This window comes from Streptomyces sp. NPDC005955 (assembly GCF_042871255.1).
In the GTDB taxonomy this organism is placed as follows: domain Bacteria; phylum Actinomycetota; class Actinomycetes; order Streptomycetales; family Streptomycetaceae; genus Streptomyces.
The window spans coordinates 97,616-110,708 of the sequence record NZ_JBIAIF010000014.1 but is presented as its reverse complement, the minus strand read 5'-3'; the positions used below and the strand labels follow the sequence as shown (position 1 = coordinate 110,708).

The window sequence follows — 13,093 nt, the reverse complement described above, 5'->3', positions numbered from 1 at the left end:
GGGTGCGGACGCTGCGGGCCGGCTTCCGTCGACGGGTGGTGGCGTCCCGGTGCGAGGACAATGACCGTGTTGCTCTCGTACCGGTCCCGGGCCGGTCGGACAGGGAGGTTCCCATGTGCTCGTGGACCCGTCCGGCACGGGCGCACCGGGACGCGGTGCGCCACCCCGTCTTCGCCCGGGTGTACGCGAAGGTGAGCGTGGCGACGGAGCCGGAGGTGGGCCCGTACCGTGCGGAGCTGCTGGCCGGGCTGAGCGGCCGGGTGGTCGAGGTCGGAGCCGGCAACGGGCTGAACTTCGGGCACTATCCGCCGTCGGTGTCGGAGGTCGTGGCGATCGAGCCGGAGGCGGTGTTGCGGCGGCTGGCCCGTACGGCGGCCCGTCGATCCGGAGCGCCGGTCGACATGGTGCCGGGCGTGGCGGAGGCCCTGCCGCTGAAGGGCGGGGCGTTCGACGCGGCGGTGCTGTGCCTGGTGTTGTGCAGTGTGCGGGACACTGCGCGGACCCTGGGCGAACTCCACCGGGTGCTGCGGCCGGGTGGAGTGCTGCGCTTCTTCGAACACGGCGTGGCGCCGGGCCGGGCGATGGCGGCGGCGCAACGGGGGCTGGACCGGACGGTGTGGCCGTTCCTGTTCGGCGGCTGTCACGTGGCCCGCGATCCGGTGGCGTCGATCGAGCGTGCCGGTTTCGTCGTGGAGTCCCGGCGTCCGGTGGTGGTCCCGGCGAAGGGGCCCCGGCTGCCCACTTCGTACCTGGTGCTGGGCACCGCCCGTCGTCCGCCGTCGGCCGGGGCGTGAGCGGGTGCCGGGCGCTCAGGCGCTCCAGGCCCGCAGTTCGTCGGCGATCTGTCGGACCGTGGCGTTCCCGGCCTTCACCAGCCCCGCCAGCTCGCGCACCCGTTCCGGCGAGGTGGCGACCTTGAGTCCGCTGGCGACCAGGTAGCCGTAGGCGACGGCGGTGGCGAACATCGCGTTGGAGCGTTCCAGGGCGGGGACGTGCAGGAGGACCTGGAGGAGTGCGGCGGCGCGGCTGAACGGGTCGTCGTAGACGGGCCGGCCGAATATCTCGGCCTCGTGTCTACTGACGGCGGCGACGAGCGCGCCCCAGTCGCTGACCTGGGGGTCCCCCGGTGTCTTGTGTTCGGCGACCATCAGGAGCCAGGCAAGATCGATTCGTAGGTTCAACCTTCAACGACGACCTTCGTGCTCCGCGCCGAACTCTTCGGCGAAGACGGACTCGTACTGCTTCATGAAGTCGGCGGCGGCCTCGACGAACGTGTGCCCCGTCTCCCCGGTGTCCTGTCGGACCAGTTCCTCGATGTAGCGGTTCACGCTCATGCCGCGGGCGAGGGCGCGTTCCCGCGCGGCTCGGGCGGTGCCCTCGTCCACCCGGACGTTCAGCTGCGTCTTGGCCATGCCTCGACGCTAGCGCCGAACCGCTAGCGTCGGCAAGGTGGGCAGCGGGGCGTCCGGCCGCACACGGCGACCGACCGTGCGCCCCCTCCACGCGCCCCGTCTCACATGCGCCCCGTCGGCCCGGTGACCCGGCGCGGGCCGCGGCACGGAAATCGCTGGCCGGACCGATCACCGCTCTGCTTGGCTCGGCCCATGAACGATCTCCGCATCCGCTGCGCCACCCCCTCCGACGTCAACGCCGTACTGCGGTTCTGGCACGTCGCCGCCGAGGGAACGAGCATCAGCGACGACCCCGACGGAGTGACCCGCCTCATCCGTACGGACCCCGGCGCCCTGCTGCTCGCCGAGCGCGACGGCCTCCTCGTCGGCACCGCGATCGCCGGCTTCGACGGCTGGCGGTGCTCCCTGTACCGGCTGGCCGTCCATCCGGACCACCGTCGACGGGGCATCGCCACCGCCCTGCTGACAGCGGCGGAGCAACGATTCGCCGCGCTGGGCGGGCGGCGGGTCGACGCCATGGTGCTGGAGGCCAACGAACGGGCCCACCGGACCTGGGACACGGCCGGGTACCGGCGCGAGGACCGCTGGCGGCGCTGGGTCAAACCGCTGTCGGGCTGACCGGAACGGGGTCGCACGGGCCGGAACGGGGCTTTGCGCACCCTTTACGATGAGGTGGACCACCCCGATCGGCAGGTGGTCCACCTCGTCGTCCCCGTTCCGAAAGGTGTGAGCGTCCGCCCATGGGCGAGCCTCCCAGTAGTAGACATCGCGCGTTCTCCCCGCCCCTGCCCGATCATGGGACGGAGGTGACCCGATGACCGAAGTGCTCCTGCTCGGGGTGGCGATCCTGCTCTCGCTGGCCTGTGGTGCGTTCGTCGCGGCGGAGTTCTCCCTGACCACCGTCGAGCGCGGCGAACTGGAGCAGGCGGTGGAGCGCGGCGAGCGCGGAGCCGCCAGCGCGCTCAAGGCCGTGAAGAACCTGACCTTCCAGCTCTCCGGCGCCCAGTTGGGCATCACCGTCACCAACCTGATCGTGGGCATGCTCTCCGAGCCGTCCATCTCCAAGCTGATCGCGGGCCCCCTCCGGGACCTCGGCATACCCGCATCGGCGGCCTCCTCCGTGGCGCTGGTCCTCGGCACGGCCCTGTCGACGGTGTTCCTGATGGTGGTCGGCGAGCTGGTGCCCAAGAACTGGGCCATCTCCTCCCCCCTCGTCATCGCCAAGTGGGTGGCCACCCCGCAGCGCCTCTTCAGCGCCGCGTTCCGCCCGCTCATCACCCACCTCAACAACACCGCGAACCGTGCGCTGCGGCGGCTCGGGCTGGAACCCACCGAGGAACTCGCCTCCGCGCGCGGCCCCCAGGAACTGGTCGCCCTGGCCCGGCACTCCGCGAAGGAGGGCAGGCTGGAGGCCGACACCGCCGAACTGTTCGTGCGCACCCTGAACCTCGCGGACCTCACGGCGGAGAACGTGATGACGCCACGGGTGCAGGTCATGGCCCTGGAAGCACGCGCCACCTGCGAGGACGTCGCCAACGCCACCCGGGCCACCGGACTGTCCCGGTTCCCCGTCTACCGCGGCAACCTGGACACGGTGGTGGGCGTCGTCCACATCAAGGACGTCCTCACCGTTCCCGCCGAGCGACGCCCGCGGGAGCCCGTCTCCGCCCTGATGCGCGAGCCCCTGCTGGTCCCGGAGTCACTGACCGTGGAACGGCTGCTGGACCGGTTGTCCGGCAAGCGCACCATGGCCGTCGTCATCGACGAGTACGGCGGCACGGCCGGGGTCGCCACCCTGGAGGACATCGTCGAGGAGGTCGTCGGCGAGGTCCGCGACGAACACGACCCGCACGAGACCCCGGACCTGGCGCTCGCCGGCGAGGACGAGGACGGCCGCACGCTGTACTCCGCCGACGGTTCCGCCCGCACCGACGAGCTCGCCCGGGTCGGCCTGCGCGCACCGGACGGCCCGTACGAGACGCTGGCCGGGCTGGTCGCCACCGAACTGGGCCGCATCCCGGCCGCCGGGGACCGGGTCGAGGTCGCCGGCTGGCGGCTCGACGTGGTCGACGCCTCCGGGCGTCGGGCCGCCCGGGTGCTGATGCACGCACCGCCCCTGACCGCCGACCCGGACGAGGAGGACGAGCGATGATCGCCGTCCAGTTGCTGATCGGGCTGGCGACCCTGGTCGCGAACGCCTTCTTCGTGGGCGCCGAGTTCGCCCTGATCTCGGTGCGGCGCAGCCAGATCGAGCCGCACGCCGAGGAGGGCGACCGTCGGGCGCGCAGCGTGCTGTGGGGACTGCGGCACGTGTCCGCGCTGCTGGCCGCCGCACAGCTCGGCATCACCCTGTGCACCCTGATCCTCGGCATCGTCGCCGAGCCGGCGATCGCCCACCTGCTGGAGCCCGCGTTCGACGCGGTCGGGGTGCCGCACGGCCTGGTCCACCCGATCTCCTTCGTGATCGCCCTGACGGTGGCCACGTACCTGCACATGCTGCTCGGCGAGATGATCCCGAAGAACGTCGCCCTCGCGGAGCCGGTGCGCAGTGCGCTGGTGCTGGGGCCGCCGCTGGTCGCGGTGGCCCGGGCGCTGCGCCCGGTGATCTTCACGATCAACGCCTTCGCGAACGGGCTGCTGAGGCTGATGCGGGTGGACGCCAAGGACGAGGTCACCGCCTCGTTCTCGGACGCGGAGCTGGCCCGGATGGTGAAGGACTCCGGCGATGCGGGCCTCATCGACGACCGCGCCCAGGAGCGGCTGCACGACGCCCTGGAGCTGGGGCGCCGCCCCGTGAACGACGTGGTGCTCCCGTTGGAGCAGATCGTCTACGCGCACGTGGGCGTCACCCCGGAGCAGCTCGAAAGGCTGTCGGCGCAGTCGGGCTTCTCCCGGTTCCCGGTGGTGGACGACAGCCGTCGGATCGTCGGTTACCTGCACGTCAAGGACGCGCTCGACGTCTCACCGCGGGACCTTCCGTTCCAGGTCAAGGACATGCGGTCGATCGCCCGGGTCCGGGCGACCACCCCGCTGGACGACGTGTTGACCGCGATGCGCAGCAGCCGCACGCACCTGGCCGCCGTGCTCGGCGCGGACGGCAAGCTGGCGGGCCTGGTGACCATGGAGGACGTGCTGCGGGAGCTGTTCGGACAGCCCGTGTAGCCGCCCGTCCGTCCACCGCCGCGGCGGGTGTCACCGGTCCGGTGGCACCCGCCGCGGCGTTACCATCGCACCGCTATGGAGACCACCGCCTACACCAGTTTCGTCGCCGTCGGGGACAGCTTCACCGAAGGCATGTCCGACCGGCTGCCCGACGGTTCCTACCGGGGGTGGGCCGACCTCCTGGCAGCGCGACTGGCCCGCGCGCACCCGGGCTTCCGGTACGCGAACCTCGCGGTGCGGGGCAAACTGATCGGCCAGATCGTCGCGGAGCAGGTGGAGCCGGCGGCCCGGATGCGGGCCGATGTGGTGACGCTCGTCGGCGGCCTCAACGACACCCTGCGGCCCTCGTGCGACATGGGACGGGTCCGCGCCCACCTGGAGGAGGCCGTGGCCCGGCTCGCGCCCTCCTGCGGCCGGCTCGTACTGATGCGCAGCCCGGGGCGACGGGGACCGGTGCTGCAACGGTTCCGGCCCCGGATGGAGGAGCTGTTCGCCCTGATCGACGACCTCGGGGCCCGGTACGGCGCCACCGTCGTGGACCTGTACGGCGCCCCGGTCCTCGGCGATCCCCGACTGTGGGACGCGGACCGGCTCCACCTCTGCGCCGAGGGCCACCGCCGGGTGGCCGAGGCGGTCGGGCAGGCACTGGGCCTACCGGCCACCTGGGACTGGCGCACGCCCCTGCCGCCCGCGGCGCCGGCGCCCTGGGCCACGCGCCGGGTGGCGGACGTCCGCTTCGCCGGGCGGCACCTGGCACCCTGGATCGGCCGACGGCTCACGGGCCGCTCCACGGGCGACGGACGCCCCCCGAAGCGCCCCGAGCTGCTGCCCTACGACGCATCCACCACCGCACCGCGCCCGGGTTCGTAGCTTCCTCCGAGGGGGACCGGGGCGCTGACCAAGAGGTTCCGCCCAGTAGACTCCCTCCACGTGACTGCTGCGCCTTCGAAGCCCCGTATCCCCAATGTCCTCGCCGGCCGCTACGCCTCCGCCGAGCTGGCCGACCTCTGGTCCCCCGAGCGGAAGGTGCGGCTGGAGCGTCAGCTCTGGCTGGCCGTGCTGCGGGCCCAGAAGGACCTCGGGATCGAGGTCCCGGACGAGGCGATCGCCGACTACGAGCGGGTCCTCGACCAGGTGGACCTGGCGTCCATCGCGGAGCGCGAGCGGGTCACCCGCCACGACGTGAAGGCCCGGATCGAGGAGTTCAACGCGCTCGCCGGGCACGAGCACGTGCACAAGGGCATGACGTCCCGGGACCTCACGGAGAACGTCGAGCAGTTGCAGATCCGGCTCTCCCTGGAGCTGGTCCGCGACCGTTCGGTGGCGGTCCTGGCACGGCTGGGCAAGCTCGCCGGCGAGTACGCGGAGCTGGTGATGGCGGGCCGCTCGCACAACGTGGCCGCCCAGGCGACGACGCTCGGCAAGCGTTTCGCGACCGCCGCCGACGAGCAGCTCGTCGCGTTCGGCCGGGTCGAGGAGTTGCTGGCGCGCTATCCGCTGCGCGGGGTGAAGGGACCGGTCGGCACCGCGCAGGACATGCTGGACCTGCTGGGCGGGGACACCGCCAAGCTGGCCGAGCTGGAGCAGCGGGTCGCCGGCCACCTGGGCTTCTCCCGGGCGTTCACCTCGGTCGGCCAGGTCTATCCGCGGTCGCTGGACTACGAGGTCGTCACCGCGCTGGTGCAGCTCGCGGCGGCCCCCTCGTCGTTGGCGAAGACGATCCGGTTGATGGCCGGGCACGAGTTGGTGACCGAGGGCTTCAAGCCGGGTCAGGTCGGCTCCTCGGCGATGCCGCACAAGATGAACACCCGCTCCTGCGAGCGCGTCAACGGCCTGATGGTGATCCTGCGGGGCTACGCGTCCATGACGGGCGAGCTGGCGGGCGACCAGTGGAACGAGGGGGACGTGTCCTGCTCGGTGGTGCGCCGGGTCGCGCTGCCGGACGCGTTCTTCGCGCTGGACGGGCTGCTGGAGACGTTCCTGACGGTCCTGGACGAGTTCGGTGCCTTCCCCGCCGTGGTGGCGCGCGAGCTGGACCGGTACCTGCCGTTCCTCGCCACCACCAAGGTCCTGATGGGCGCGGTGCGGGCCGGTGTGGGCCGGGAACTGGCGCACGAGGCGATCAAGGAGAACGCGGTCGCGTCCGCGCTGGCGATGCGCGAGGGCGGCGCCGAGCGCAACGAACTGCTCGACAAGCTCGCCGCCGACGACCGCATCCCCCTGGACCGGGCCGCTCTCGACGCGTTGATGGCCGACAAGCTGTCCTTCACGGGCGCGGCGGGCCAGCAGGTCGCGGCCGTGGTCGCCCGGGTGGAGGAGCTCACCAAGCGCTTCCCGGAGTCCGCCGGGTACGCCCCCGGAGCGATCCTCTGACCCGCTTCACCCCCGCCGAACTGGAGGCCGCCCGCGACCGTCTCGTCCCCGACGTGACCGCGGACGGTCTACGGGTGCTCTTCTGCGGCATCAATCCGGGATTGATGACGGCGGCGACGGGTCACCACTTCGCCCGCCCCGGCAACCGGTTCTGGCCGGTGCTGCACCTCTCCGGCTTCACGCCCCGGCAACTGCGCCCCGCGGAGCAGGACGAACTCCTCGCCCACGGCCTCGGCATCACCAACGTGGTGGCGCGCGCGACCGCGCGGGCCGACGAGCTGAGCCCCGCGGAGTACCGCGAGGGCGGTCGGCTGCTGGCCGCGAAGGTGGCCCGGCTGCGGCCCGGCTGGCTGGCCGTGGTCGGGGTCACCGCGTACCGTGCGGCCTTCGGTGACCGGCGGGCCGTGATCGGGCCGCAGGAGACGGTGATCGGGGGCAGTCGGGTGTGGGTGCTGCCCAATCCCAGTGGGCTGAACGCGCACTGGACGGCCGCCACGATGGCCGAGGAGTTCGGGCGCTTGCGCACCGCGGCGCTGGACGACGGCCCGCAGGGCCCGTAGCGGACTACGGCGGGTCCACCGCCGTGACCACCGCCAGGAGCCGGGGCCCGATCTCCGGGCCCTCCCGGGTGATCGCGAGGACCAGCCAGCGCGCGGACGTCCGCCAGACCAGGGCGTCGCCCGCACGGGAGCTGAGCGAGCGCCAGGGCTCGGGGACCGCCCCGGGGTCGGTGCTGCGGAGGAAGACGCCCTGGAGGCCGATGAAGTCCGGCTCGCCGTGGCGTGCGGTCAGCGGCCGGGCCAACGCCTCGCGCTCGGCGTACAGCTGCTCCTCCGCCTCCCCGGGGCCCACCGCTCCCTCCGCTCCCTCCGCGACCGGGGGCGTGAGGTCGGCGAAGGGGTGGGCCGGACCGTCGGACACCGCACCGGGGTGCCCCGCGGCGGGTTCCCGGGAGCACAGCCGGTCGATCGCGCCGAGGCGCTGTGCGGTGGTCATGGGCTCCAGTAAAGCGTGCCCCACTGACACTTGGCGGTCGGTCACCTCCCGGTCCGACCGTCCTCACGCATCGCGGCGGCGCACCGCCCACCAGCCGACGAGCAGCGCGGCCAGGGACCACAGGGCGGCCACCGCGAGGCCGGACCAGGGACCGAGCGTGCCCTCGGGGTCCGCGAGGAGGGCCTGCCGTGCGGCCCGGTCGGGGAGGTACTGGGCCGCTCCCCCGGCGACGTCGCCGACCACGAACGAGACGATCAGGGTGAACGGGACGAGGACGCTGAGCGTGGCGACCCCGCTGCGCAGCAGGGCGGCCAGCCCGGTCGCCAGCAGGGCGGTCAGGGCGAGCCCGACGCCGCCCCCCACACAGGCGCGGACGGCTCCCGGATGGCCGAGGCCGATGCCGTCGTCCCCGAGCAGGCCCTGGCCGAGCGCGAAGCTGGCGAACGTGGTCACCAGACCCACGACGAGCGCGGCGGCGCCGATCACGGCGGCCTTGGCCGCGTAGAAGAGGTCGCGGTTCGGTACGGCGGCGAGGGAGACGCGCAGTCCGTGGTGGACGTACTCCGAGGACATCGCCGTGGTGCCGAAGGCGATGGCCGCGACCTGGGCGAAGTTCAGGGCGTAGAAGGCCGCGAGGAGCCGGTCGTCGCCGAGTTCGCTGCTGTCCGAGGGGAGGGACGCGTAGACGAGTCCGGTGAGGGCGAGGGACACGACGAACAGGGCGATGAGCGATCCGAGGCTGGCGCGGACCGAGCGGATCTTGATCCACTCCGCGTGCAGAACGGCGGTGGGCGACACGGTCAGACCTCCCGGGCGGGGGTGGGCGGGGCGGTGAACTCGGCGCTGGCCGTGGTGAGGTCGAGGTACGCCTCCTCCAAGGTGGCGCCCTCGTCGGCGAGGGCGAGCAGGGTCACGCCTGCGCGGGCGGCCAGCGCGCCCACTTCGGCGGCCGTGACGCCCTCGGCGGTCCAGGAGTCCTCGTCCGCGGGGACGATGCGGTGGCCGGCCGCCGAGAGCGCGGCTTCCAGCCGGGCGGCGTCGGGGGTGCGCACCCGGGTGCGGGTGGTGCCGCGTTCGGCGAGGAAGTCACCGATCGGCAGGTCGGCGAGGAGCCGGCCGCCGCCGAGGACGACGAGGTGGTCGGCGAACGCGGCGGTCTCGGCCATCAGATGGCTGGAGACGAGGACGGTGCGCCCCTCCTCGGCGAGGCGGCGCAGGGTGCCGCGGATCCAGATGATGCCTTCCGGGTCGAGGCCGTTGGCCGGCTCGTCCAGGATGACCACGGCCGGGTCCCCGAGCAGGGCGGCGGCGATGCCCAGGCGTTGGCGCATCCCCAGCGAGAAGGTCTTCACCCGGCGTCGGGCGACGGGGGCGAGACCGGTCTCCTCCAGCACCTCGGTCACCCGCCGGGCCGACAGCCGGTTGGCGACCGCCAGCGCCAGCAGGTGGTGGTGGGCGGTGCGGGAGCCGTGCGCAGCGCCGGGGTCGAGATGGGCACCCACGTGGCGCAGCGGCTCGCCCAGGCCGGCGTACCGCTTCCCGGCGATGGTGGCGCTGCCCCGGGTGGGCCGGTCCAGGCCCAGGACCAGCCGCAGGGTCGTCGACTTGCCGGAGCCGTTGGGGCCGAGGAAGCCGGTGACCTTGCCGGGGGCGACGGAGAACGTCAGCCCGTCGACGGCCCGTTTCTTCCCGTAGACCTTGGTGAGGTCGTGTACGTCGATGGCGTTCATGCCGTTCAGCCTGGCCGTCGGGAGGGTGCCTGCGCCTCCCCCGCGCGGGGAGAGCGGCTCCCCCGTGCGGGGGAGCCGCCCGGCGGGTGCGCCTGGCACGATGACGGGCATGTCCTCTCCGCCCGGGCCCTCCCGTGGTTTCAGGTCGGGCGTCCGGGCGCTCGGGCGTCCCGTGCTGCGCGCCGTCGTGTACACGCGCTGGCTGCATCTGCTGCTGGGGGGATTCGGCGCCCTCGTGTCGGCGATGGTGTACCCGGGGCTGACCGGGATGACCCCCGTCAAGTGGCTGTTGGTGGCGCTGGTGCCCGCGGTGCCGGCGGCCCTGATCGGGTGGGTGCCGGTGGTGCGTCGCGCGGAGGGCCTCCAGGCGCAGCACATGTTGTTCCCGGGGCCGCACGCGCGGGGGCGGCGGTCGGACCGGGCGCCGGACATCAGCGCGGCGCCCTCGGCGAACTGGCGGGACCGGCTGCGGACCTCGGTGTGGATGGTGCTGCGGCTCGAAGCGGGCTGTCTGACGATGCTGGTGTCCGGGTTCGCGATGGCCCAGGTCCTGGCGTTCGTGGCGAGGGCGGTCGGGGCGCCCGCGGACGACATCGACGCACTGTGGGCACAGCCCCTGCCGTGGTGGGCGGCGGCGCTGCTCGTTCCGGTGTCGGTGGCGCTGTTGCTCGGGTTCGTCGTCCTGGCCGGGGCCGCCGTGGCGGCGGCGGCCGGCAGGCTGCTCGGTCCTTCGCCCGCCCAGCGGCTCGCGCAGTTGGAGGAGCGCACCGAGCGGCTGTTGGAGCGCAGCCGGATCGCCCACGAACTGCACGACTCGATCGGCCATGCGCTGTCCGTCGCGGTGGTGCAGGCGGGGGCGGCGCGCGCCGCGGGGAACCCGGAGTTCACGGAACGGGCGCTGGGCGCCATCGAGGAGACCGGGCGGGCCGCGATGGAGGACCTGGAACGGGTGCTGGTGATCCTGCGGGAGCCCGGGCGGGCCGCGAGCAACCGGCCCACCCTGGCCGAGGCGGAACGCCTGCTGGAGTCCGCGCGGGCGTCCGGGGCGAGCGTGGACGCGCAGGTGACGGGCCCGGTGGACCGGTTGCCGGGGCCCGTCTCGCGCGAGTGCTACCGCATGCTCCAGGAGTCCCTGACGAACGTGTTGCGGCACGCCGGGCCGGTTCCGGTGCGGGTCAGGGTGCAGGTGCTCGACGGACACGTGGACCTCGACGTGCGCAATCCGCTGCCCGTGGGCGTCGACGGCCCGGCGCCGATGGGGATCTCCGGTGACCGGGGCGGCAGCGGGCTGCGCGGCATCCGGGAACGGGCGGCGCTGTTGGGCGGCCGGGCGGAAACCGGCCCGGTGGGTGCCGACTGGCGGGTGCGGGCCCGGCTCCCCCTGGGGTGAGGGTCACCGTGTCAGTGCGGGGCCTTAGGCTGAGGGGATGCCCCTGACGGTCCTCCTCGTCGATGACGAGCCCCTGGTGCGCGCCGGTCTGCGCGCGGTGCTCGAAGCACAGCCCGACATCACGGTGGTGGGGGAGGCGGCCGACGGGGCGGCGGTGATCCCGTTGATCCGTTCCCTGCGGCCGGACGTCGTCGCGATGGACGTGCGGATGCCGCTCCTGGACGGCATCGCGGCCACCCGGGCGGTGTTGCGGACGGTCCCGGATCCGCCGAAGATCATCATGGTCACGACCTTCGAGAACGACGAGTACGTGTACGGGGCGCTGCGTGCGGGTGCGGACGGCTTCCTGTTGAAGCGCGCCCGGCCGGAAGAGGTCGTGCACGCCGTGCGGCTGGTCGCCGAGGGCGATTCGTTGTTGTTCCCGGCGGCCGTGCGGCGGTTGGCGGCGGAGTATGGGCCCGGCGCGGAGTCGGGGCCGGAGGCGTTGGGTTCGGCGGCGCTCACCGATCGGGAGGCCGAGGTGCTGCGGCTGATGGCGCAGGGGCTGTCGAACACGGAGATCGCCGCCCGGCTGGTCGTCGGCAACGAGACGGTGAAGTCCCATGTGAGCGCGGTGCTGGCGAAACTGGGGGCCCGGGACCGCACCCAGGCGGTGATCGCGGCCTACGAGTCCGGGTTCGTGTCGCCGGGATGAGGGACGGGCGCGCACCCGGGTACGGGGCGGTGTTCGGACCGCGGACGCTCCGGTTCGGAAACCCGAACGAAGAACGGATTTCCTACCGGGAGGTTGCGGGACTGCATCGAAGCTCGCCGTGGTCGCACGGTAACAAGTACGATCCGGGCCATACGAGCACGAGCTGAGAGGACACACGTTGGGGCAGCTGACCGGCGGGGACCCCTCTCTGCTGCGGCGTATCAACTCCGCGGTGGTCCTGCACGCTTTGCGTGCGGCGGGCTCCGCGACGCTCACCGAAGTGACCCGGGTGACGGGCCTGTCACGGCCGACCGTCGAGGGTGTGGTCGAGGGTCTCATCGAGGCGGGCTTGGCGGTCGAGACGGCCGCCGAGGAGGGCACGGCACGCAGGCAGGGACGACCGGCGCGCAGGTTCCGCTTCCGCTCCGAGGCGGGCCATCTGCTGGGGCTGGAGCTCGGCCCGCACCGGGTCGCGGTGATCCTCGCCGACCTGGACGGCCGGGTGCTGGGCACGGGGACCAAGGAGGTCACCATCGAGGCCCCGGCGGACGAGCGGCTGGAGCGGCTGCGGACCACCGTCGCGGACACCCTGCGGCGCACCGGGGTGGCCCGCAGTTCGCTGTGGGCGGTCGGCGTGGGCACTCCGGGGATCATCGAGGCGGACGGCGTGATCAAGCTGGGCGCGGCGCTGCCCGGCTGGACGGGTCTCCAGTTGGGCGAGCGGCTGCGGCGGTCCTTCAAGTGCCCGGTCCTGGTCGAGAACGACGCGAACACGGCGGCGGTCGCGGAGCACTGGAAGGGGGCAGCGAAGGAGTCCGACGACATGGTCTTCGTCCTCGCGGGTCTCAGTCCGGGCGCCGGATCGCTGATCGGCGGGCGGCTGCACCGGGGCTTCGGCGGTGCGGCGGGCGAGATCGGTGCCCTGCACCTGCTGGGCCGGGAGGTGACGCCCGAGACGCTGCTGTCGACCACGGGCAAGCCGTTGGAGCCGTTGAACGAGCAGGCCGTGGCGCACGTCTTCGCCCTGGCGCAGGAGGGCGACGAGAACGCCCGGGCCGCCGTGGACCGGTTCATGCGGCGGCTGGTCCACAACGTCGCCGCGCTGGTACTGGCCCTCGATCCGGAACTGGTCGTGGTGGGCGGTTGGGCGACCGGGCTGGAAGGCGTGCTGGAGCCGTTGCGGCGGGAGCTGGAGCGGTACTGTCTGCGCGCGCCCAAGGTGGCCCTGTCGATGCTGGGGGAGGCGGCCGTCGCGACCGGTGCGCTGCGGCTGGCCCTGGACCACGTCGAGGAGCAACTGTTCGCGGTGCAGGGCACGGTGACCGCCCGGCGCTGA

General features: G+C 73.2%; 15 protein-coding genes. 10 read left to right on the top strand and 5 right to left on the bottom strand.

The genetic code is table 11. From position 1 onward, the window contains the following. Positions 1–113: 113 nt before the first annotated feature. On the top strand, positions 114–794 hold the full coding sequence (locus ACFYOU_RS27690; RefSeq protein WP_391309302.1) for a methyltransferase domain-containing protein: 681 nt from the start codon (positions 114–116) through the stop codon (positions 792–794). Between the two features lie 15 nt (positions 795–809). On the opposite strand, the gene ACFYOU_RS27685 is transcribed toward ACFYOU_RS27690, so the two are convergent. Both ACFYOU_RS27685 and ACFYOU_RS27680 read right to left on the bottom strand, forming a co-directional pair. Continuing rightward, positions 810–1,181 carry a fic family toxin-antitoxin system, toxin component gene (locus tag ACFYOU_RS27685; RefSeq protein ID WP_389768272.1) on the bottom strand — a complete coding sequence of 124 codons (372 nt, stop codon included), beginning with the start codon at positions 1,179–1,181 and terminating at the stop codon, positions 810–812. Positions 1,182–1,184: 3 nt separating this feature from the next. Then, positions 1,185–1,412 (bottom strand): antitoxin, encoded by a 228-nt coding sequence (locus tag ACFYOU_RS27680; RefSeq protein WP_391309299.1) that lies wholly within the window; start codon positions 1,410–1,412, stop codon positions 1,185–1,187. Between the two features lie 192 nt (positions 1,413–1,604). Here ACFYOU_RS27680 and ACFYOU_RS27675 point away from each other — a divergent pair, with 192 nt between their 5' ends. The 6 genes from ACFYOU_RS27675 to mug all read left to right on the top strand — a co-directional run bounded on the left by ACFYOU_RS27675 (position 1,605) and on the right by mug (position 7,507). Beyond that, positions 1,605–2,030: a GNAT family N-acetyltransferase gene (locus tag ACFYOU_RS27675; RefSeq protein WP_391309297.1), complete on the top strand. Its 426-nt coding sequence runs from the start codon at positions 1,605–1,607 to the stop codon at positions 2,028–2,030. Positions 2,031–2,226: 196 nt separating this feature from the next. Next, positions 2,227–3,564, top strand: a complete 1,338-nt coding sequence (locus tag ACFYOU_RS27670; protein ID WP_389768267.1) for a hemolysin family protein — start codon at positions 2,227–2,229, stop codon at positions 3,562–3,564. Continuing rightward, the gene (locus tag ACFYOU_RS27665; protein WP_389768265.1) at positions 3,561–4,574 is read left to right on the top strand and encodes a hemolysin family protein; all 1,014 of its coding nucleotides are present in this window, start codon (positions 3,561–3,563) and stop codon (positions 4,572–4,574) included. The genes ACFYOU_RS27670 and ACFYOU_RS27665 overlap by 4 nt, the downstream gene beginning before the upstream one ends. Before the next feature lie 75 nt (positions 4,575–4,649). After that, the gene (locus ACFYOU_RS27660) at positions 4,650–5,444 is read left to right on the top strand and encodes a GDSL-type esterase/lipase family protein (RefSeq protein ID WP_391309295.1); all 795 of its coding nucleotides are present in this window, start codon (positions 4,650–4,652) and stop codon (positions 5,442–5,444) included. Between the two features lie 60 nt (positions 5,445–5,504). After that, positions 5,505–6,947: an adenylosuccinate lyase gene (gene purB, locus ACFYOU_RS27655; RefSeq protein ID WP_385494678.1), complete on the top strand. Its 1,443-nt coding sequence runs from the start codon at positions 5,505–5,507 to the stop codon at positions 6,945–6,947. Further along, on the top strand, positions 6,944–7,507 hold the full coding sequence (gene mug / locus ACFYOU_RS27650) for a G/U mismatch-specific DNA glycosylase (protein WP_385494777.1): 564 nt from the start codon (positions 6,944–6,946) through the stop codon (positions 7,505–7,507). Before purB ends, mug begins: the two co-directional genes overlap by 4 nt. Before the next feature lie 4 nt (positions 7,508–7,511). On the opposite strand, the gene ACFYOU_RS27645 is transcribed toward mug, so the two are convergent. The 3 genes from ACFYOU_RS27645 to ACFYOU_RS27635 all read right to left on the bottom strand — a co-directional run bounded on the left by ACFYOU_RS27645 (position 7,512) and on the right by ACFYOU_RS27635 (position 9,673). After that, positions 7,512–7,943 carry a hypothetical protein gene (locus tag ACFYOU_RS27645; protein WP_391309293.1) on the bottom strand — a complete coding sequence of 144 codons (432 nt, stop codon included), beginning with the start codon at positions 7,941–7,943 and terminating at the stop codon, positions 7,512–7,514. 63 nt (positions 7,944–8,006) lie between these two features. After that, positions 8,007–8,741, bottom strand: coding sequence for an ABC transporter permease (locus ACFYOU_RS27640; protein WP_391309291.1), 735 nt, complete (start codon positions 8,739–8,741; stop codon positions 8,007–8,009). Between the two features lie 2 nt (positions 8,742–8,743). Then, positions 8,744–9,673, bottom strand: a complete 930-nt coding sequence (locus tag ACFYOU_RS27635) for an ATP-binding cassette domain-containing protein (RefSeq protein ID WP_391309290.1) — start codon at positions 9,671–9,673, stop codon at positions 8,744–8,746. 109 nt (positions 9,674–9,782) lie between these two features. Between ACFYOU_RS27635 and ACFYOU_RS27630 the strand changes: the two genes are divergently transcribed. From ACFYOU_RS27630 to ACFYOU_RS27620, 3 genes are all read left to right on the top strand, one after another. Continuing rightward, the gene (locus ACFYOU_RS27630) at positions 9,783–11,063 is read left to right on the top strand and encodes a histidine kinase (protein ID WP_391309288.1); all 1,281 of its coding nucleotides are present in this window, start codon (positions 9,783–9,785) and stop codon (positions 11,061–11,063) included. Between the two features lie 37 nt (positions 11,064–11,100). After that, entirely contained in the window at positions 11,101–11,757 is a 657-nt protein-coding gene (locus tag ACFYOU_RS27625) for a response regulator (RefSeq protein WP_391309286.1), read from the top strand. A gap of 178 nt (positions 11,758–11,935) precedes the next feature. Then, on the top strand, positions 11,936–13,093 hold the full coding sequence (locus ACFYOU_RS27620; RefSeq protein ID WP_389768250.1) for an ROK family protein: 1,158 nt from the start codon (positions 11,936–11,938) through the stop codon (positions 13,091–13,093).